Annotated in this window: 17 protein-coding genes, 1 tRNA gene and 1 riboswitch; of the genes, 11 read left to right on the top strand and 7 right to left on the bottom strand. The window is 66.6% G+C overall.

The annotated features are described in order from the left end of the window. The first annotated feature begins 33 nt into the window (after nt 1-33). The 4 genes from NM2_RS04300 (at nt 34) to NM2_RS04315 (ending at nt 4,377) form a co-directional block, all read left to right on the top strand. The gene (locus tag NM2_RS04300; protein WP_067664298.1) at nt 34-585 is read left to right on the top strand and encodes a nuclear transport factor 2-like protein; all 552 of its coding nucleotides are present in this window, start codon (nt 34-36) and stop codon (nt 583-585) included. Continuing rightward, nucleotides 582-1,823: a hypothetical protein gene (locus NM2_RS04305; protein ID WP_439956833.1), complete on the top strand. Its 1,242-nt coding sequence runs from the start codon at nt 582-584 to the stop codon at nt 1,821-1,823. The genes NM2_RS04300 and NM2_RS04305 overlap by 4 nt, the downstream gene beginning before the upstream one ends. A gap of 37 nt (nt 1,824-1,860) precedes the next feature. Further along, nucleotides 1,861-3,468, top strand: coding sequence for an acyl-CoA synthetase (locus NM2_RS04310; protein ID WP_067664302.1), 1,608 nt, complete (start codon nt 1,861-1,863; stop codon nt 3,466-3,468). Nucleotides 3,469-3,678: 210 nt separating this feature from the next. Then, on the top strand, nt 3,679-4,377 hold the full coding sequence (locus tag NM2_RS04315; RefSeq protein ID WP_067664304.1) for an acetoacetate decarboxylase family protein: 699 nt from the start codon (nt 3,679-3,681) through the stop codon (nt 4,375-4,377). Nucleotides 4,378-4,624: 247 nt separating this feature from the next. Here NM2_RS04315 and NM2_RS04320 read toward each other — a convergent pair whose 3' ends face one another. Next, a complete protein-coding gene (locus NM2_RS04320; protein ID WP_067664306.1) occupies nt 4,625-5,446 on the bottom strand; it encodes a crotonase/enoyl-CoA hydratase family protein in 822 nt (273 codons plus the stop codon). A 123-nt stretch (nt 5,447-5,569) separates the two neighbouring features. Here NM2_RS04320 and NM2_RS04325 point away from each other — a divergent pair, with 123 nt between their 5' ends. After that, complete coding sequence (locus NM2_RS04325; RefSeq protein ID WP_067664308.1) at nt 5,570-7,168, top strand: succinic semialdehyde dehydrogenase; 1,599 nt, start codon at nt 5,570-5,572, stop codon at nt 7,166-7,168. A gap of 88 nt (nt 7,169-7,256) precedes the next feature. Here NM2_RS04325 and nicT read toward each other — a convergent pair whose 3' ends face one another. Beyond that, nucleotides 7,257-8,360: a Nickel transporter NicT gene (nicT, locus tag NM2_RS04330; protein ID WP_067664360.1), complete on the bottom strand. Its 1,104-nt coding sequence runs from the start codon at nt 8,358-8,360 to the stop codon at nt 7,257-7,259. Further along, nucleotides 8,358-8,506: riboswitch (adenosylcobalamin (AdoCbl) riboswitch) on the bottom strand. (Overlaps the previous gene by 3 nt.) Nucleotides 8,507-8,651: 145 nt before the next feature. On the opposite strand from nicT, the gene NM2_RS04335 reads away from it, so the two are divergent. From NM2_RS04335 to NM2_RS04350, 4 genes are all read left to right on the top strand, one after another. Further along, a complete protein-coding gene (locus tag NM2_RS04335) occupies nt 8,652-10,346 on the top strand; it encodes an FAD-dependent oxidoreductase (protein ID WP_067664310.1) in 1,695 nt (564 codons plus the stop codon). A gap of 295 nt (nt 10,347-10,641) precedes the next feature. Further along, nucleotides 10,642-10,983 (top strand): ArsR/SmtB family transcription factor, encoded by a 342-nt coding sequence (locus NM2_RS04340; protein ID WP_067664312.1) that lies wholly within the window; start codon nt 10,642-10,644, stop codon nt 10,981-10,983. A 2-nt stretch (nt 10,984-10,985) separates the two neighbouring features. Next, nucleotides 10,986-11,438: an SRPBCC family protein gene (locus tag NM2_RS04345; protein WP_067664314.1), complete on the top strand. Its 453-nt coding sequence runs from the start codon at nt 10,986-10,988 to the stop codon at nt 11,436-11,438. A gap of 103 nt (nt 11,439-11,541) precedes the next feature. Continuing rightward, nucleotides 11,542-12,438 carry a helix-turn-helix domain-containing protein gene (locus tag NM2_RS04350; protein ID WP_084530465.1) on the top strand — a complete coding sequence of 299 codons (897 nt, stop codon included), beginning with the start codon at nt 11,542-11,544 and terminating at the stop codon, nt 12,436-12,438. Between the two features lie 51 nt (nt 12,439-12,489). Here NM2_RS04350 and NM2_RS04355 read toward each other — a convergent pair whose 3' ends face one another. The 4 genes from NM2_RS04355 to NM2_RS04370 all read right to left on the bottom strand — a co-directional run bounded on the left by NM2_RS04355 (nt 12,490) and on the right by NM2_RS04370 (nt 16,150). Next, complete coding sequence (locus NM2_RS04355) at nt 12,490-13,290, bottom strand: SAM-dependent methyltransferase (protein WP_067664317.1); 801 nt, start codon at nt 13,288-13,290, stop codon at nt 12,490-12,492. A 185-nt stretch (nt 13,291-13,475) separates the two neighbouring features. After that, nucleotides 13,476-13,549: transfer RNA gene (locus tag NM2_RS04360), tRNA-Pro, on the bottom strand. A 56-nt stretch (nt 13,550-13,605) separates the two neighbouring features. Then, nucleotides 13,606-15,144 carry a DUF8017 domain-containing protein gene (locus NM2_RS04365; RefSeq protein WP_067664319.1) on the bottom strand — a complete coding sequence of 513 codons (1,539 nt, stop codon included), beginning with the start codon at nt 15,142-15,144 and terminating at the stop codon, nt 13,606-13,608. A 43-nt stretch (nt 15,145-15,187) separates the two neighbouring features. Further along, a complete protein-coding gene (locus NM2_RS04370) occupies nt 15,188-16,150 on the bottom strand; it encodes a metallophosphoesterase (RefSeq protein WP_067664321.1) in 963 nt (320 codons plus the stop codon). A gap of 116 nt (nt 16,151-16,266) precedes the next feature. Between NM2_RS04370 and NM2_RS04375 the strand changes: the two genes are divergently transcribed. Further along, on the top strand, nt 16,267-16,731 hold the full coding sequence (locus tag NM2_RS04375; protein WP_067664323.1) for a GatB/YqeY domain-containing protein: 465 nt from the start codon (nt 16,267-16,269) through the stop codon (nt 16,729-16,731). Nucleotides 16,732-16,961: 230 nt separating this feature from the next. On the opposite strand, the gene NM2_RS04380 is transcribed toward NM2_RS04375, so the two are convergent. Next, complete coding sequence (locus NM2_RS04380; protein WP_067664325.1) at nt 16,962-19,325, bottom strand: penicillin-binding protein; 2,364 nt, start codon at nt 19,323-19,325, stop codon at nt 16,962-16,964. Between the two features lie 365 nt (nt 19,326-19,690). Here NM2_RS04380 and NM2_RS04385 point away from each other — a divergent pair, with 365 nt between their 5' ends. Next, the gene (locus NM2_RS04385; RefSeq protein ID WP_067664327.1) at nt 19,691-20,014 is read left to right on the top strand and encodes a WhiB family transcriptional regulator; all 324 of its coding nucleotides are present in this window, start codon (nt 19,691-19,693) and stop codon (nt 20,012-20,014) included. The last annotated feature ends 26 nt before the right edge of the window (nt 20,015-20,040 follow it).

Raw genomic sequence — 20,040 nt, forward strand, 5'->3', positions numbered from 1 at the left:
CCCTCAACAGCCCTGAGAACAGAGGAATTTCGGATGGCAGGCTATTCCCGCGACGAACTCGACGAGATGATCGAGCGGTGGGTCAAGGAAAACGAGAAGTGTGAGGCGCGCGGGGATTGGCGTCCCCTGGCGCAGATGTACACCGCCGATGCGACATACGGCTGGAATTACGGTCCGAAACAGGAATTCATGGCCGTGGGCCGGGACGAGATCCGCGATCTGGCGCTCGGGCAGGAGATGGCGGGACTGGAGGGCTGGACCTATCCCTACCAGGAATTCGTCGTGGACGAGCGGTCCGGCAGCGTGATCGGGTTCTGGAAGCAGATCAACGAGCGCACCCGCGCGGACGGCAGCCACTACAGCCCGGAGGGGATCGGCGGCAGCTGGTTCCGCTATGCCGGTGACTTCCAGTGGTCCTGGCAACGCGATTTCTTCGACTTCGGCAATGTGGCAGCGCTTTTCGTGGAGATGATGTCCGCGGACGCGCTGTCGCCGGGCATGCAGAAGCGCATTTCCCGTTCCATGTCCGACGAGCCGCTGCCCGGGTGGTACCGGATCGGCGAGTCCCCGGTGTCGCTGTGGTGAGCGAGAGCCGGTTCGCGGAGCTGAGCCGGGCTCAGCTCGCGATTCTGGTGCCGGAACTGCTGCTGTGCGGGCATCTCATCGACCGCTCCGGAATGGCGCATTCGATCGGGGTGTTCGGGCGCGAGGGTATGGCCGAGGTGGCGATCGAGGAATGGCAGCTGGCCAGTCCGGTCTACACCCGGCGCATGCGCGCGGCGCTGAACATTCCGGGTAACGGCGTGGAGACCATTTTCAAGGGTCTGCAACTGGATATCGGTGCGCCACCGCAGTTCATGGATTTCCGTTTCCGGATCACCGATGACAATCACGGTGAATTCTGGCTGGATCACTGTGGTGCGCTGGCCGACGTCGAGCCGATGGGCGAGGATTTCGTGGTCTCGATGTGCCACACCATCGAGGATCCGACGTTCGACGCCACCGCGCTGGCCACCAACCCGCTCGCGCAGGTGCGGCCGATCCACCGGCCGCCGCGCGTGCCCGCGGATCGGGTTCCGGTGTGCGCGTGGACCGTTGTCATCGACGAGTCGCACGAGCCGCCGCCGATTCCGGTGCACACGCCGGAGATCGAGGCCACGGCAGCGGCGAAACTCGAACTCGCGCCGGTGGATTCGTCCGACGCCGGCAACGGCGACTACACCGGTCCGCTGCTGAGCGATCTCACCTTCGGGGACTTCTCCAAGTCCGCGCTGGTGCGGATGGCCGACGAGGTCTGCCTGCAGCAACATCTGCTGACGTTGGGTTTCCTGATCGCGGTGCGCGATCGCGGGAGCGCGGAGCAGGCGATCGAGATCGCCCGCAAGCAGTTCACCGGTATCGCCGGGCTGACCTCCGAACGGTTGCGCAACGCGCTGGGCCTGGGCGATGACGCGGCCGCGCTGGCGCAGATACTTCGTTTGCATCCGGCCTGGAATCCCTTGCCCTACACCGATATCGACATCAGCGTCGCGGGGGAGACGGTGCTGCTGCGGCTGCGCCGGGACTGCCCCGGAGTCACCGACGGCGGCTGGCCGGCACTCGTGGACGCCGATCACCTCGAGGCGATCAATGCCATGGCGCGGGGTGTGAATCCGCATTTCGACACCCGGGCCCGCGATGCCGGAGACGGCGAAATCGTGTTCGAGATCTACCGTTCGGCAACAGCTTTCAAGGAAATTCCGGAAGTGGCGATCACGCGGTTCAGTACCGGCGCCGACTTCAGTTTCACCGAGCGGCGCTCGCTGCCGCTCACCGTCGTTTGAGACCCTTTCGGGTCGTTCGCAGCGAAAGGGCAGCAATATGCCGAACAACTTCGCCGACCTTTTCGAACATTCCGTCGACATCATGCCCGACCGGGTGGCGGTCATCCAGGGTGATCGCCGGGTGACTTTCCGGGAACTGGAGAATCGCGCCAATCAGCTCGCGCACCATATGGATTCGAATGGCATCGGGGTGGGTGACCACGTCGGGTTCCAGATGCACAACTCCGTGGAGACCCTGGAGACACTGATCGCCTGCTTCAAGGTGCGCGCGGTGCCGATCAACATCAACTACCGCTACGCCGCCGAGGAACTGAAGTACATCTACGACAACGCGGATCTCGTTGCGCTGGTACATCATCGGTGTTATTCGACGGCGGTCGAGCAGGCCCGCGAAGCGGTGCCCTCGCTCCGCCACGCGCTCGTCGTGGAGGACGATCAGGGCGGTGCCGATCTGCCCAGCACCTCGACACCGTACGAGTCCGCGTTCGAGAACACCTCCACAACAAGGGATTTCGGTGAGCGCACCGCCGACGACCTGTTCATGATGTACACCGGCGGCACCACCGGCATGCCCAAGGGCGTGATGTGGCGTCAGGAGGACATGTGGCGGGTGCTCGGCGGCGGCATCGACTTCTACAACAACGAACCGGTCACCGACGAGTATCAGCAGTCCCGCACCGGAGCGCAGGGCGATCCGAGCATGTGGTTCGTGCTGCCGCCGCTGATCCACGCGGCGGCGATGATGCCGACCTTCACCGCGCTGTGGTCGGGTAACGCGGTGGTGTTCGAGCCGCGCTTCGATCCCGATCGGGTCTGGCAGATCATGGCGAGCGTGAAACCGCACATCCTGGTCATCACCGGTGATGCGATGGCCCGTCCGCTGGTGGAGTCGTATCGGGACAACCCGGTCGACGCCTCCTCGCTGCTGGCCATCGGCTCCGGTGCGGCGTTGCTGTCGCAGTCGGTGAAGAACGACCTGATCGAACTGCTGCCGAACACCGTCATCACCGATTCCATCGGCTCGTCCGAAACCGGTTTCGGCGGAATCGGTTTCGCGCAGAAGGACGACGATCCCAGTCGCGGCCCGCGGGTGCAGACGGGTCGCGGTGCGCTGGTCGTGGACGAGCAGGGCGCTCCGGTCGGCCCCGGCGGCGAGGGCTGGGTCGCCAAGACCGGATCGGTGCCGATCGGCTACTACAAGGATTCGGTCAAGTCCGCCAAGCTCTTTCAGACCGTGGACGGCGTCCGGATGGTCGTCACCGACGACCGCGCCCGGGTCGAGGAGGACGGTTCGATCACCCTGCTCGGCCGCGGCAACATGGTGATCAACACCGGCGGCGAGAAGGTCTTCACCGAGGAGGTGGAGGCGGTCGTCAAGGCGCACGCCTCGATCTTCGACGCCCTGGTCATCGGCGTTCCGCACGAGCGCTGGGGTCAGCAGGTCGCGGCGGTGGTCTCCGCCGAGAGCGGCGCGACGATCGATTTCGAGGCGCTGCGCAAACATGTCCGCGCGTATCTGGCCGGATACAAATTGCCCCGGCGGATCTGGGTCGTGGACGCGGTGGTCCGCGCCCCCAGCGGCAAACCCGACTACCGCTGGGCCAAGGAGTACGCGGCCACGCACACCCCTGACCACGAGGGCTGAGTTCGCGAGAGGCGGGTCCGACCGTCCGGTGCGAGCCTCCTCGCCTGCGTAGATCGTGCTCTGTCGGTCTGCTGGACCGGCTCGTGCGGGCCGGGCGCGTCGGGCAGGCTTCGTCTCCGCCGGACTCGCTCGCACGGATCGAGGTCGTCAGGTCGCCGAGATCGTGCGGTTCACCTTCCCGGCAAAACGAGAACGTGTTCTAATTAAAGTATGGCGGCGGTGCATTCGATTCTCGGTGAAAAGGTCACGATGCCGGTCGAGATCCGCGTCGCGGACGCGGCCTCGGCCATGTTCCTCGCGGATGCCGATGCGGCGCGGAATATGCTGGGCGGCAACGGATTGGAACCGGTCACCATCGCCGGACGGGCGATCTGCACACTGGTCTTCGTCCGCTACATCGATGGCGATCTGGGGCCGTATCACGAATTCGGCCTGGCCGTGCTCGCGCAGTTGCCCGGCGACCGGTCGAGTGTCGGCATCTACATCTCGTGGCTGCCGGTGAACCAGCCCTTCACGCTGGCCGCGGGTCGCGAGATCTGGGGTTTCCCGAAGGAAATGGCCGATATCCGGATCACCTCGCGCGGTCGCGGCAGACGCTGCGAGGTGCTCATGGACGGCCGTCTGGTGGTGGCGCTGGAGACCAGCGGCGGCATCCCCGCGCCCGCGAAACTGGGCGGTGCGTCTATCGCGGCCTATACCGATCTCGACGGCGTCCTGCGCAGCACACCGTGGGTGATGAATCCGTCCGATGTGCGCATGCGGCCCGGCGGTGCTCGCGTCGAACTCGGCGAGCATCCGATCGCCGAGCAGATGCGTGCGCTCGGCCTACCCCGGCGCGCGTTGTTCACCAGCGAAATCGGTTCGCTGCGAATGACTTTCGAGGATGCGCGGGAGATCGGTCGGGCCTGATGTCGCTGGCGGTGGGTGCGTCCGGACGAACGATCGTGTATCGCCCGGTTGCGGCTGCGCGAGGTGGTCGATCCGGCCGGGGCTGATCAGCGCGAAATCAACTGTGGCTCAAAGCATGAGTTGCCACGCAAGATGTGTGTTGCGTTCGGCTACTGGCCTGGAATGTCGTAATCCGCTGGGCCGGTGGGCCTGCGGGTATGGGCGAGCGACCGGCGAGGCGAACCCTCGCCGGTCTCGTCCGACCAGCTCACCGGCCCTTGAACTGCGGCTTGCGCTTCTCCGCGAACGCCCGCGGCCCCTCCTTGGCGTCCTCGCTGGCGAACACCGACAGCCCCACCTTCGCGTCCAGCTTGAACGCCTCCTCCTCGTGCATCCCCTCGGTGTCGCGGATGGTCTTCAGGATGGCCCGCACGGCGAGCGGGCCGTTGGCATTGATCATCTCGGCCAGTTCGAGGGCCTTGTCCAGCGCGGTGCCGTCCGGGACGACGTGGCCGATCAGGCCGATCTTCTTGGCCTCGGCGGCGGTGAAGTGACGTCCGGTCAGCAGAATCTCCGCGGCGACGGTGTACGGGACCTGCCGCGGCAGCCGGACCGCCGACCCGCCCATCGGGTACAGACTCCAACGTGCCTCGGACACACCGAATTTCGCGCTCTCGCCCGCGACGCGGATATCGGTGCCCTGGAGGAGTTCGGTGCCGCCCGCGATGGCCGCGCCCTCGACCGCGGCGATCAGCGGCTTGCTCACCCGGTAGCCCTTCAGCAGACCCGGAATGTGCGAGGCGTCGAATTTGCCGCCCTCGCCCATGCTCTTGCTCGGATCGTTGCGGCTCATCGCCTTGAGATCCGCACCCGCGCAGAACGCGCCGCCGGCGCCGGTGAGGATGCAGCATCCGATGCTGGGGTCCTCGTCGACCTGCTGCCACGCCCGCACCATGATCTCGAGCATCTCGCCGGTCAGGGCGTTGCGGGACGCGGGCCGGTTCATCGTGATGATCAGCGTCCCGCCGCGCTGTTCGACCAGCGCGTGTGGCTCGGTACTGCTACCGGTTTCAGTGGCTGCCGTGGTCATCGCCGACTCTCTTCTCTCTCGTGGATAGGGGGAAGCTACCCCGGGACATTGTCCTAAACAATAACGTGTTCTAGTTTAGAGGTGGTGACCGCCGTCACGGGCGGCAAGTTAGGGAGAGTGCGGATGGAGACAACCACGCAGAGCGGGGCGACCACGCTGCCGCCGCGGATCAACAAGACGCTCATCGACCGGCTGACCGGGATGGTGACCGCGGGTACCGCCGGTGCGAAACGCGAACCCTACGAGATGATCGAGGTGTACACCGGCGCGGTCGTAGGCGAACTGCCGCAGTCCTCGCCCGAGGACGTCGTCGCCGCCGCCGCCCAGGCGCGCGCCGCGCAGAAGGAGTGGGCGTCCTGGTCGGTCGAACGCCGACTCGAGGTCTTCGCGCGGTGGCACGAGCTGATCCTGCGCGAGATCGAAACCATCGCCGATCTCATCCAGATCGGCTGCGGCAAGACCCGCCGCATGGCGATCGAGGAGTCCTGCGATCCGCCGATGGTGGTCAGCCATTATCTCAAGACCGCCGCGCGAGTGCTGAAGCCCGAGCATCGCGGCGGCTACATGCCGGTCATCTCCAGCTCGATCCAGCAGCATCGGCCCAAGGGCGTGGTCGCGGTCATCGCGCCGTGGAACTTCCCGTTCGCCATCGCGATGTCCGATTCCACCCCGGCGCTGATCGCGGGCAACGGCGTGGTCCTCAAACCGGACAACAAGACCGCGCTGTGCACGCTGTTCGGGGTGGAGTTGCTGTACAAGGCGGGTCTGCCGCGCGGACTGATGCAGGTCGTGTGCGGCGGCGGCCCCGACGTGGGCCCGACGCTGATCGAGAACTCCGATTACGTCATGTTCACCGGATCCACCGCCACCGGACGCACCATCGGCGAGCTGGCCGGGCGCAATCTGATCGGTTGCAGCCTCGAGCTGGGCGGTAAGAATCCGATGCTCGTGCTCGACGACGCGAATCTCGATGACGTGATTCCGGGCGCGGTCTTCGCGGTGTTCGGCAATACCGGCCAGGCGTGCATGCACATCGAGCGCATCTACGTGCACGACCGGGTCTACGACGAGTTCGTGCGCCGATTCGTCGCTGCCGCAGAGGAATTGGGCTCGAAGGCAGGAGCGTCGTACGGGACCGACCCGGAATTCGGTTCGCTGGTGTCGCCGGATCAGCTCGCCCGGGTGGCCGAGCACGTCGAGGACGCCCGTGCCAAGGGCGCGACCGTACTGACCGGTGGCAAGGCACGTCCGGACATCGGCCCGGCGTTCTACGAACCGACCGTGCTGACCGGGGTGACTCCGGAGATGACCCACGCGACCGTGGAGACCTTCGGACCGGTCGTCACCATCTACAAGTTCAGCTCCGAGCGGGATGCGATCGAGCAGGCCAATGCCACCACCTACGGCCTCAACGCGAGCGTGTGGAGTCGGAATCTGGCTCGTGCGGAGCAGATCGCCGGGCAGCTCGAGGCGGGGAACGTCAACGTCAACGATGGTTTCGTGGTCACCTACTCGTCCAAGGCGACGCCGTCGGGCGGCCTCAAGCAGTCCGGGGTCGGTACCCGGCACGGTGACGCGGGCCTGCTCAAGTACACCGATTCGGTCAATATCGGCGTGCAGAAGCGGCAGGTGATGGCGGCCCGCGCGGCCATGCCCTATGCCAGGCAGTTGCGGACCACGCTGCTGACGTTGCGGATGATGCGGCGGTTGCGGTTGCGCTGAGGCGTTCCGCCTTGCGGCTGCGGACCGGTTCCTCGTTGCCGGTCCGCACCCGCACATTTCTTGTATTCGCTTGCGGGATGCGCTGAGGTTATTCGGAAGTGTTTACCGCCCAGCGCTTCTCGACCTTCGCCAGTCGCCAGTATGCGACGGCGGCGATCCACGCCAGCACGAACAACCCGACGATGGCGAAGCCGACATTGTTCAGATCGATGCCCGAGATCCACCCGGTGACCGGATCGGTGAGCCGAGCGTCGTTGTGCAGCACCGTGATCAGCTCGATCGAGCCGATCAGGATGGCGACCGCGATGGACAGTCCGGTGATGGTCAGGTTGTAGAAGATCTTGCGGACCGGATCGGCGAAGGCCCAGTCGTAGGCGACGTTCATGAACAGCCCGTCCACGGTGTCCATCAGACTCATTCCGGCCGCGAACAGCAGGGGCAGCACCACGATCGCGTACCAGGGCAGTCCGGCGGCGGCTCCGGAACCGGCCATCGCGAGCAGGGCGACCTCGGTGGCGGTGTCGAAGCCCAGGCCGAACAGTATGCCCACCGGGTACACGTGCGCGGGCCGGGTCACCATGCGCATCACCGGACGCAGCAGCCGGGCCAGGAAGCCGCGCGCGTCCAGGGCCGCCTCGAGTTCCGCATCGTTGTACGCGCCCTCGCGCATCTTGCGGAATACCCGCCAGATGCCAACCAGCGCAACGATGTTCAGCAGTCCGATGAGATAGAGGAACGAACCCGAGGCCAGGGTCGATATGGTGCCCAGGGTTTTGCGGGTCGGCGAGTCGTCGTCGACGAGCGTGCCGACCGCCCGTGCGCCCAGCACGATGAGCGCCGCCAGGACGAACACGATCGTGGAATGCCCCATGGCGAACCAGAATCCGACCGCCTTGGGTCGTTTGCCGTCGGTCATCAGCTTGCGAGTGGTGTTGTCGATGGCCGCGATATGGTCGGCGTCGAAGGCGTGCCGCAATCCGAAGGTGTAGGCGGTCAGGCCGAGTCCGACGCCGAAGACCTGGGTACCGATGTGATAGCTGTGCGGTGCGATCGCGCCGAACAGCAGTCCGAATCCGACCAGATGCATCACCACGACTACGCCGAGCAGGGTGGCCGCCTCGAGCCAGTCGCGGCGATTCCAGTCGTGCAGGACGTCACGCAGGACGCGTCGGGTGGTCGCTTCGGGGGCCATGACGGGCACCACCCTTCTGGGGATCTCGCGTCCCCGTCCGTGGTACGCGACGAGACGGGGTCTGACTCCCAGCAAGCTGGACACAGTGGCGCGACCGCACCGGATTCACACCGGTTTCCCGTTCTCGTCGCGAAAGAACTTCGATGGAATATAACCCAGCTTCCGAGCCCCCCTCCCGCGACCTGCGATTCCCCGAGATTCGCGGCGAGTTCGCCAACTGGCCGAATATGTCGATTTTCTGGCCGCGAGACTCTCGTTCCAGGCCGTGCGCACTACCTATGGTGTGGACCTATGACGCATTACGACGTGCTGGTCATCGGGTCCGGCTTCGGGGGCAGTGTGACGGCTCTTCGGCTGACCGAGAAGGGGTATCGGGTCGGCGTGCTCGAGACCGGCCGTCGCTTCGCCGACGACGAGTTCGCGAAGAACTCCTGGCATATGCGCCAGTATCTGTGGGCGCCCAAGCTGGGCTGCTTCGGGATCCAGCGGATGACGCTGCTGAACGACACGTTCATCATGAGCGGATCCGGCGTGGGCGGTGGTTCGCTGGTCTACGCCAACACGCTCTACGAGGCTCCCGAGCAGTTCTATCGGGACAAGCAGTGGGCGCACATCACCGATTGGCGCGATGAGCTCGCCCCGCACTACGACCAGGCGCGCCGGATGCTCGGCGTCACCACCAACCCGGCCACCACGCCCTCGGATCGGGTGCTGTTGGAGGTCGCGGAGGACCTCGGCATCGCCGACACCTATCGGCGCACCCCGGTCGGCGTGCTGTTCGCCGATGCGGACGCCCGGCCCGGCAACGACGTCGAAGATCCGTTCTTCGGCGGCGCCGGGCCGGCGCGGCGGACCTGCACGCACTGCGGCGAATGTATGACCGGCTGCCGCCACGGCGCGAAGAACACGTTGGTCAAGAACTATCTGTATCTTGCCGAAAAGGCCGGCGCCACAGTGCATCCGCTGACCACCGCGGTCACCGTGCGGCCGTTGCCCGACGGCGGCTATGCGATCGACACCGTGCGGACCGGGCGGTGGATTCGCAAGGGGCGCAAGACTTTCACCGCCGATCAGGTGGTGTTCTCGGCGGCGGCGCTGGGCACTCAGCAGTTGCTGCACAATCTGCGTGATCGCGGTGTGCTGCCGGATATCTCGCCGCGCCTGGGGCATCTGGCGCGCACCAACTCCGAGGCGGTGCTCGCCGCGCGTTCGCGGCGCGAGGACACCGATTTCACTCGGGGCGTGGCGATCACATCCTCGATCCATCCCAACGACCACACCCACATCGAGCCGGTGCGCTACGGCAAGGGCTCCAATGCGATGAGCCTGCTGACCACGGTGCTGGTCGACGGCCAGGAGGGCAAGCGCCGCTGGGTGCTGGGCGTGCGCGAAATGGTCAGGCAGCGAAGGGATCTGGCGAAGCTGCACAATCCGCGGCACTGGTCCGAACGGATGATCGGCCTGCTGGTGATGCAGAATCTGGACAACTCGATCATCACCTACAACAAGCGCGGACTGCTCGGCCGCCGGATGACCACCAAACCGGGCCCGGGACAGGCCCCGCCCGCGTGGATTCCCGAGGGCAACGATGTCACCAGGCGCGTCGCGGCGAAGATCGACGGCATCCCGCAGGGCAGCTGGACCGAATTGGCGAACGTCCCGATCACCGGCCACTTCATCGGCGGCTGCGCGATCGGCGATTCGCCCGAGACCGGCGTCGTCGATCCCTATCAGCGTCTCTACGGCTACGAGGGTCTGCACATCGTGGACGGCTCGACCATCTCGGCCAACCTCGGCGTCAACCCGTCCCTGACCATCACCGCCCAGTCCGAACGCGCAATGTCGTTGTGGCCCAACAAGGGTGAGCGCGACCCGCGTCCGGCCCTGGGTGAGCCGTACCGCCGCGTCGCCCCGATCGCGCCGAAGTCCCCGGTCGTCCCCCAGGCCGCCCCGGCGGCCCTGCGCCTGCCGATCACTCCGGTCTGAGCCCCGCCGGATCGGACCAGGGCCCCCAGCCATGCCGGGGCCCCTGGTCTTGTTCGTGCTTGCTGTCGGCGAACTCGCCATCGCCGTCCGGAGGCGTCGAATGCGGACCCCTACGCCCGTGATCAGGCACTCCGGCGTGTAGGCATCGGTGATCTCGCCGACAGGTCGGTCAGCGCGTGTGGCGACGGTTGCGGATCGCGGAGTGGCCGGCTTCAGCGGTGTGGCCCGATCGGGATCGGCAGAATAGTTAAGTAATTGCTTGACTATTGTTTCGCTGAGCGTGAAACTTAAGCCTGTGCTTAACCATGCTGAGCGGATCGACCGGATCTTCCGCGCTCTCGCGGACCCGACTCGGCGGCAGCTGATCGAACGGCTGAGTGCCGGTCCCGCGGCGGTCAGTGCGCTGGCCGAGCCGCTGGACATGTCGCTGGCGGCGGTTGTTCAGCATGTGCAGGTGCTGCAGGATGCCGGGCTCGTCCGGTCCGAGAAGGTCGGCCGGGTTCGCACCTGTCAACTTGTGCCCGATGCGCTGGCGCCGATCCAGGAGTGGATCTCAGCGCGCCGGACGCCGTGGGAGAGCCGTCTCGATGCGCTCGGTGAGGTGCTCGCCGAACGTCCAGGAACCGATCAGGAGTAGTCATGTCCGAACAGTCCGTCGTCCACGCCACCTTCATCATCGAACGCGAATACCCCGTCGCACCGGCGGCCGTCTTCGCCGCCTGGTCGGACCCGGCGACCAAGGCCCGCTGGTTCGCGGGCGGGAATTCCGATCACGAGCTCGACTTCCGGGTCGGCGGCCGGGAGGTCGCGCGCGGCGCGGTCGACGACACGGTGATCACCTTCGAGACCGCCTACCGCGACATCGTCCCGGACGCCCGCATCGTCTACACCTCCACGCTCAGCGAGGGCGAGGTCCTCTCGACCGTCTCGCTCACCACCGTCGAATTCGCCGCCACCGATTCGGGCGCTCGCCTCACCCTCACCGAACACGGTGCCTACCTCGACGGGCGCGAACAGCCCTCCTGGCGTGAGCAGGGCACCGGTGATCAACTCACCGCGCTGGGAGAAGTCCTCACCGCAGCGGTGAAGTAGGCATCAAAGCCTCGATCTGAACCGGCGCACAGTCGGATTCGCCGCCCGGCTGGGGCTGTGGCAAACTCGGAGACAGCGATAGCCGAGTCCCCTGGGAGGGGCGGTGACCAAGAGTACGACCTCCGTCGCACAGTTGCGCGAGGGAGACGAGGACTCCGGCGGGGACCCCGCAGTGGCGCGTCGCCTGCTGGGTACTCGATTACGGACGCTGCGGGTGGCTGCCGGTCTCAAGGGGTACGACGTCGGCCGGGCGATCGGGGCGTCGCATTCGAAGATCAGTCGGCTCGAGTCCGGTTTGCTGGGGTTCCGGCTGCCGGATCTGGAGAAGTTGCTGACGTTGTACGGGGTCGCCGATACCGCGCGGCGCACCGAGTACGTAGATCTCGCGCGAGGGGCCAATGCGCCCGGACACCGGCACATCGATGTCGCGCCGCGCTGGTACGACACCTACCTCGCCTTCGAGGATTCGGCCACATTGCTGCGGAGTTATTCGCCCGGCGTCGTTCCCGAACTGTTGCAGACCCCCGAGTACGCGCGGGAGCTGCTGGATATCGCCCATCCGAGCGCTCCCGACGACACGGGGCACACGGAACTGCTGGAACAACGTCAGCGGCGGCTGACCGGGCCCGACCCGTTGCGGCTGTGGGTGCTGCTGGAGCAGTCCGTGCTGCGCCGCCAGCTCGGCAGTACGCAGGTCTGGCGGGCCCAGCTCGAGCATCTGGGCCGGGTCGGCGAGCTGGTGAACGTGACGATCCAGATCGTGCCCGACCATGTGTGCGGCCCGGTGCTCAGTGCGGTGCCGTTCGCTCTGATGCGGTTCGGCAATCCGGATCTGTCCGATGTCGTGCATCTGTATCACGCCACCGGTGCCCAGTTCCTCGATCGGCCGGGGGATCTGGACGTCTACCATTCGATCTGGGATCGCTTGTCCGTCAAGGCGCTTCAGCCCGATCGGTCGATCCGGATCATCGAAGGTGTGGCCTGCGGGGCCGCGGTCTGATCGCGCTCCGGTTCGGGAATCCTTGCCGCCGTTGATATCTCGATACTCCGGTCACGGTTTGCGGGCGACCGCACCGTAGGCGTCGAGTGGTTCGGTGGTTCCGATTCGGCGCACCGGCCGCCAATCGGTGATCCGCACCATTCCCGGTTCCACCATCTCCAGACCTTCGAAACAGCTGGCGAGTTGTTCCGGGCTGCGCAGGACATACGGTGCGCCACCGGCTTCGACCAGCTTGCGACCGCCTTCCCGAACCGCGTCGCCGGTATCGGTCCCGTCCCACAGCACCAGATGGCTGCCCGCGCTCATCGGCGTGATCAGGCGGCCGACGATATCGCGCACCACGGCGAGATCCGGTTCATAACCCATGACGCCCATGAACAGCACCGCCGTCGGGTGGGAGAGGTCCAGTACCCGCGCCGCGCGCTCGAGTATCCGATCGGGATCGTGATAGTCGGCGGAGACGTAGGTGGTCACGCCTCCGGGGCTGGTGCCGGTCAGCAGCGCGCGGGCGTGGGCCAGTACGAGCGGATCGTTGTCCACGTAGACGATCCGGGATTCCGGTGCGATGTCCTGCGCCACCTCGTGCGTGTTCTGCATGTTGGGCAGCCCGGTGCCGATGTCGATGAACTGCCGGATCCCGGCCTCGGCGGCCAGGTAGCTCACCACCTTGATCAGGAACTCCCGCGACAGCCTGGCCATCCGCACGATATCGGGATACACCGCGGCCACCGCATCCCCGGCCGCCCGATCGGACGGGTAGTTGTCCTGCCCACCCATCCAGTAGTTCCAGATCCGCGCCGCCTGCGGCGTGTCGACGTCGATCTCCGCGACCGGCTCACCCTCGTCGCCCATCCTGATCCCTACCTCGGTCCCCCCGGACCTCCCCCCGATGGTACGCACCAACATCCCCCGTTGCCCCACAACAGATCTGCAACCAGTGCGAGCCCTGTTGAAAGGAGTGCGCAGAAAACGCCGCGAAAAAGAGTAAGGCCCCTGACCATGAAGATCAGGGGCCCTGTCGTGTCTCCACACACGAGTCGGGGTGGCGGGATTTGAACCCACGACCTCTTCGTCCCGAACGAAGCGCGCTACCAAGCTGCGCCACACCCCGCGTTGTGAACCTGGAGTAGCTTACAACAGGGCGGGCTCAGACGTTAAATCGGCAGGTCATTTGGCCTGGAGGGGGCGGATGCTGGCGAGGATCCGCTGGGCTGTGGGGCGGTCGATCGAGCGGGCGACGCCGGTGTCGGCGGCGATGGTGACGACGAAGCTGCCGTTCTCGCTGGGGAAGGCGAAGGTGTAGACGGCGTAGGTTTTGGCGCATCCGGGAGCCGGTGGCCTGAACGTGCCATCCGTTTCGGCGAACGAGCCGTGTATCTGGCCGTCCAGCGAGGTGAGTGGTTCGGCCTTGCCGGGGGTGGTGCCGGTGGAGGTGGCCCAGCCGATCTTGGCCAGCCGGGTGCCGATGTCCACCGCGGCCGCGGCCGGATCCGGTTTCGCGGACATCGTCAGGAACGCGTTGGTGCGAATGTAGTTGGGGCAGTAGCCCTTGCCGTCCTGGACCAGTCCGGCGATCTCGACGGTGCTGGGTGCGGTGCCCCAGGTCTTCGTGCCGTTCGGGTCGATCTGCCACTGTTTGGGCACGTCGAACACCGCACCGCGATCCGGGACCTGGACGACCTGATAGCCCGGAATCAGCGGCGCCAGACCGGCGACCGTGGCCGGCGCGGAGGTCTGCGCCGGAGTGGCCAGCGGCGCGGCGCTCGCACCCGAGCTCAGCGCGCTCACCATGTTGCTGGAATCGTTCGAATGCCGGCCGGTCAGCACCAGGGTCGCCCCGATGCCGAGGATCACGACCGCCGCCGCGCCGATCCCGGCGAACAGCCACCGCTTGCGTTCGCGCGCGGACAGCGGCCGGTCGGCGTGTTTGGTCGCGGCATCGTCGGATTCGTCGGTGGCGGATGTCGGACGCGACTCCGGCGCTTCCTGGCGACGTATCGAATCCGCTTGCCGCGCAGCAGACTTCGCGGCGCCATCCGAACGTGATCCAGCCTGCTCGGGCGCACCCAGATGCCATGCCTGCTCCGGCTGCGGCGCACCTTGATCCGCGGCCGACTGCCGTGGAATGGGACTCGTCGGACCGCCGTGCGGACGGCCCCTGCCGACCGGCTGCGGAGATTGCTGAGGCGGCGGGCCCAGATCCTTCGCTCCGGGCCGAGCCCTTCGCGCCGGTGAAACCGCCTGCTGCGGGATCGGATTCGTCCGGGCTTCGGATTCGGCCCGGGCGTACTGGGCGATCTCGGGCGACAGCGCGAGCGGCTGCTGCCCGGAGGGCCTTCCCGGCTGACCGAAACTCAACTGGTGGAATGCTTCGGTCTGCGCCGAATCGGCCGGAACATCGCCTTGCCCAGGGGAATTCGCATCGCTCCGGGGCGGCTGGGCGCGGGCTGCGTCCGGCTGCGCGGCACGCGGTTCGCCCTGCCGGGAGGCATCGGCCCGGGAGTTGTCGATCCGCGGCCCGGCCTGCGGAATCGCCTGAGTGCGCGCGTCGGTTGCCGCGCGCATGTCGATCATCTCGGTGTGCGTCGTGTCGGCGGGCGAGGTCGGATGGGGAAGATCCAGCCCGCGCAGCACCGAGGCCTGCTGTGATCGAGGCCGGTCCTTCGAGGAGGACTGCTCGCCGGAATCACCGCTCGTCGAACTCATAGATCACCCTCGCCCCTGACGTATCGGATCAGCGCGAGCAACCCTAACGCGCCACGGCCTCCGAAGCCGACACCCCATGACCGCTGTCCGCCGCGGGACGCTGCGGCGGGGCCGCCACCAGCGTCAGCAGGGTGGCCTCCGGGCGGCAGCAGAACCGGTACGGCGCCCACGGTGAGGTGCCAAGACCGGCCGAGACGTGCAGCCGGGTATGCGCACCCCAGCGTGAGGCCCCCTTGACCCGGGACCGGTCGATCCCGCAGTTGGTGACCAGCGCGCCGAATCCCGGCACGCACAGCTGCCCGCCGTGGGTGTGCCCGGCGAGCACCAGGTCGTAGCCGTCGGTGGCGAACCGATCCAGCACCCGCGGCTCGGGGGAGTGAGTGAGCCCGATGCTCAACTCCGCCAAGGGATTCGGCGCACCGGCGATGGTCTCGTACCGGTCGCGCCGCAGATGCGGATCGTCCACGCCGCCGGTCGCGATCTTGATCCCGCCCACCTCGACATCGCGCCGCACATGGGTCAGATCGTGCCAGCCGCGTTCGGTGAACGCCGCACGCAGATCCTGCCAGGGCAGCGGATCGCCGTAGACGCGCTTGTGGTTCTTGCTGAAGTACTTCAGCGGATTCTTCGGCACCGGCGCGAAGTAGTCGTTGCTGCCGAACACGAACAGGCCCGGCCGCGACAGCAGCCCGGACAGCGCCTGCACGACCGCGGGAACCGCGCGCGGATGGGCCAGATTGTCGCCGGTGTCGATCACCAGATCCGGATCGAGGCCCTCGAGTTCGCGCACCCAGGCCTGCTTGAGCTTCTGACCGGGGGTCATGTGCAGATCGGAGATGTGCAGCACCCGTAGACTCGACGAGCCCGGTTGTAGCACCGGCAACGTGGTCTCACGCAGGACGAAGGCGTTGCGTTCGATCAGCGTGGCATAGCCGATTCCGGCGACGGCGGCCCCGGTGGCCCCCAGCGCGGCTCGTCGGAATGCGGCAGACGAGAGTACGGGCATTCGATCAGGATAGGCGACTTACGTGTGGAATACCGAGTGTGATTCCGCACAGCGTCACATCCACGCCGCGGCAAAAGTACTGGGAGTAGCTCGCCGGACCCGATAGCGTTGGCGCTATGTCGGAACTCAAATCGAAGCTGCGGGCGGATCTGACGACCTCGATGAAGGCCAAGGACGCCCTGCGCACGAACACCCTGCGCATGCTGCTGGCGGCCGTGCAGACCGCCGAGGTCGCCGGTAAGGAAGCCCGGGAGCTCTCCGACGCCGAGGTGGTCACGGTTCTGACCAAGGAGGCCAAGAAGCGCAACGAGGCCGCCGTGGTCTACGAGCAGGCCGGTCGCGGTGAACTCGCCGCCAACGAGCGGGCCGAAGAGCAGATCATCGACGAATATCTGCCCACCCAGCTCACCGACGCCGAGGTCGCCGATATCGCCGACACCGCGATCGCCGACGTCGCCGAGCAGAACGGCGAGCGGCCGGGCATGCGGCAGATGGGCCAGGTCATGAAGATCGCGACCACGCTGGCCGCCGGTCGCGCCGACGGTTCGCGGCTGTCCGCGGCGGTCAAGTCCCGGCTGTAATTTCGGCCTGCGCTTCGCTCCGGCGGTTCACGGCCCCCTGAGTCTCGCCGCGCGGCCCGTGTCGGGCACTCGTTCCTCGCACCCGCCACGCGTCCGAACGGCGAGACGGGCCGCGAACGCGGTGTCGGCATTGTCCGCTCCGTCGACTTGCGGCGGTCGAGTCTCGGCCCTCCGACACACTTCGGGCGGACCTCCGGATCAGGAGGCCCGCCCGAGATGTTTCCGAACGCCTATCTGGGCAGCGGAATCGGGATGGGTGGCAGCCGCGGAATCGGAATTCCGGGCACGTTCAGCGGCGGCGCCTGCGGTGCGCCCGGCTGCGGGATCTCCCGCTGGGTGCCGTCGCTGAGGTTCAGCGTGATCACCGAGCCCGGGATCGCAGACCCGTTGGGCGTGGTGCTCTGGACCGTGCCCTTGGCGGCCGAGCCGGGCTGGGTCACCGCCGAGACCTGGAATCCCGCGGCGACCAGCGCCGAGGTCGCCTCGGCCTGGGTCATCCCCGTGACGTCCGGAATCTGCGAATTGTTCGATCCGCGAACGTATTTGTCGTCCAGTGGCGGCAGCGTCGAGGGCGGGAAGTTCCCGAGCACCGGTTTGATGCCCATGAACCAACTCCGGGCGGGTTCGTTACCACCGAACAGGTTTCCGCTGCTGCAGTTGCGCAGCGGGAACGAGCAGATCTCGTCCGGCGTCGGCGAGTCGCCGTAGATGTAGGCGGCGCCCGCCAGCGAACCGGTGAAGCCCAGGAAGGCCGAGGAACGGTTGGTCTCGGTCGTACCCGTCTTGGAGGCGACCGGGACGTTCCAGCCCGCCGCGCGCGCCGAACCGGCCGCGGTACCGCCGGTGGCGTCCTGGCCCAGCGCGTTGGCCAGCGTATGCGCCAGACCCGGATCGATGACCTGCTCACACGCCTGCTGGGTCAGCGAGACGGGTTTGCCGTAACGATCGAGGACCTGTTTGATCGGCGAGGGCGGGCACCACTTGCCGCCCGAGGCCAGGGTGGCGGCCACATTGGACAGCTCCAGCGGATTGACCGCGACCGGGCCCAGTGTGAACGAACCCAGATTCTGCTGTTTGAACATGTCGGCCATGCTCGTGTTGCCGTGCCCGGAGGTACCGGCCTTGGCGTACGACCGCAGGCCCAGGCGGATGGCCATATCGACGGTCGGGGTCACCCCGACGGCCTGGATGAGCTTGACGAACGCGGTGTTCGGCGATTGCGCCAGCGCCTCGGTCACCGACATCGGCGAACGGTAGTTACCGGCGTTCTTGACGCAGTACGTCATCGCCGGACAGCCCGGCGTCCCACTCGAACCCATGCCCTTGGCCGCGTAGAACGAGGGCACGTCCAGTTTCGCGTTGATGCCCAGGCCCTTCTCCATCGCCGCGGCCGTGGTGAAGATCTTGAAGATCGAGCCCGCGCCGTCGCCGACCATCGAGAAGGGTTGCGGCTGAACGGTTTGATGGATGTTCGCGTCCAGACCGTAGGTGCGGCTGGACACCATGGCCATCACGTTGTGCGAGTCCTGACCGGGCGCGATGATGCTGGAGACCTCGGCGATATCGGCGAGATTCGGATTGGTCATCGAGTCGATCGCGGCTTTCATCGAGTTCTGCACGGCCGGGTCGAGGGTGGTGCGGATCAGGTAACCGCCCTTGTCGAGCTGATCCTTGCTGATGCCCGCGTCCTCCAGGTACTGCATCGCGTAGTCGCAGAAGTAGCCGCGATCGTCGGCCGCGATGCAGCCGTTGGACAGGCCCTTGGGTTCGGGCAGCACGCCCAGCGGGGTCGCCTTGGCGGCGCGGAATTCGGCGGCGCGGGTGGGGATGTTCTGGATCATCGTGTCCAGCACGGTGTTCCGGCGGGCGAGCACTTCCTTCTCGTTGGTGTACGGGTTGAAGTGCGAGGAGCTCTGCACGATGCCGGCCAGCATCGCGGCCTGCGGCACGGTCAGGTCCTTGGCATCCACGCCGAAGTAGGTCTGCGCGGCGTCCTGGACGCCGTAGGCGCCGTTGCCGAAGTACACCAGGTTCAGGTAGCGAGTGAGGATCTCGTCCTTGCTCAGCTGCTTGTCCAGCGTCAGGGCGAGGCGGATCTCGCGCAGCTTGCGCGCGGGGGTGGTCTCGATGGCCGCGCGACGCTCGGCGTCGGTCTTGGCCACGACCAGCAACTGGAAGTTCTTCACGTACTGCTGGTCGATGGTGGAACCGCCCTGCTGCACCTCGCCGCTGGAGGTGTTGCGCAGGAAGGCGCGGAAGGTGCCCTGCCAGTCGACGCCGTGGTGCTGTAGGAAGCGGCGGTCCTCGATGGAGACCTGGGCCAGCTTCATGTTGTTGGAGATCTTGTCGCTGGGAACCTCGAACCGACGCTGGTCGTACAGCCAGGCGATCGGTGCTCCGGTGGCGTCGACCATGGTGGACACCGCGGGCACGGTGCCCTCCAGCACTTCCGCCGAGACGTTGTCGACGGCGTCGGCGGCGCGGTTGGAGATATACCCGAAACCACCGGCGAGCGGGAACAACAGCCCGGCAATCAGAGCGGCCGCCAGGATGCACGCCCCGGCCAGTCTGGCGAGCGTTTGTGAGATCGGCACGCTCCAAGACTAAATGCAGTCCCTCCGAGCGAGCGTTGCGCGGTGCGGGCCGCCGGTTCTCGCCCTGCTCGAGGCGTGCGTCTCGTCACACGTGGGCGAGTCGTGCATGGAAAAGCCAGGCGTGTCGCCCAATTCGTTCAGACTGCCCGGTTTTATGTCGGCTTTGCATGGACGGGCGTACCAGAAAAACCGGAGACGGTCTTGCGCTACGCCCATACCTTTACCTAGATTGAGAACCCAGTGTGATAGAGCTAACACTCAAAGTGGAATGTGGTGCAGTTCGCAGCGGGGTTGGGTTGCTGCGAACTGCTCGCGATTCCGGAGCGCCGTTGACCCGGTGTTCGGACTGCAAAGGGGCACACCAAATGCATATGACAACCCCCATCGCTCGATTGGACGTGGAGCAGGCCGAAGCAAGGATCGCCTGGGTCTCCCAGGCCCGATGCAAGGAAGTGGACCCCGACCAGCTTTTCGTACGCGGCGCGGCGCAGCGCAAAGCGGCGACGATCTGCCGGCACTGCCCCGTCCTGATGGAGTGCGGCGCCGATGCCCTGGACAATCGAGTGGAGTTCGGTGTGTGGGGTGGCATGACCGAGCGGCAGCGCCGAGCACTGCTGAAACAGCATCCCGAGGTGACGTCCTGGGCGGAGTTCTTCCGCGTCCAGCGGCAGCAGAAGGTGGCCATCTAGGGCATTGCCGACAACGGTCCGAGCCC

This window comes from Nocardia miyunensis NBRC 108239, from assembly GCF_001613065.1.
GTDB lineage: Bacteria > Actinomycetota > Actinomycetes > Mycobacteriales > Mycobacteriaceae > Nocardia > Nocardia miyunensis.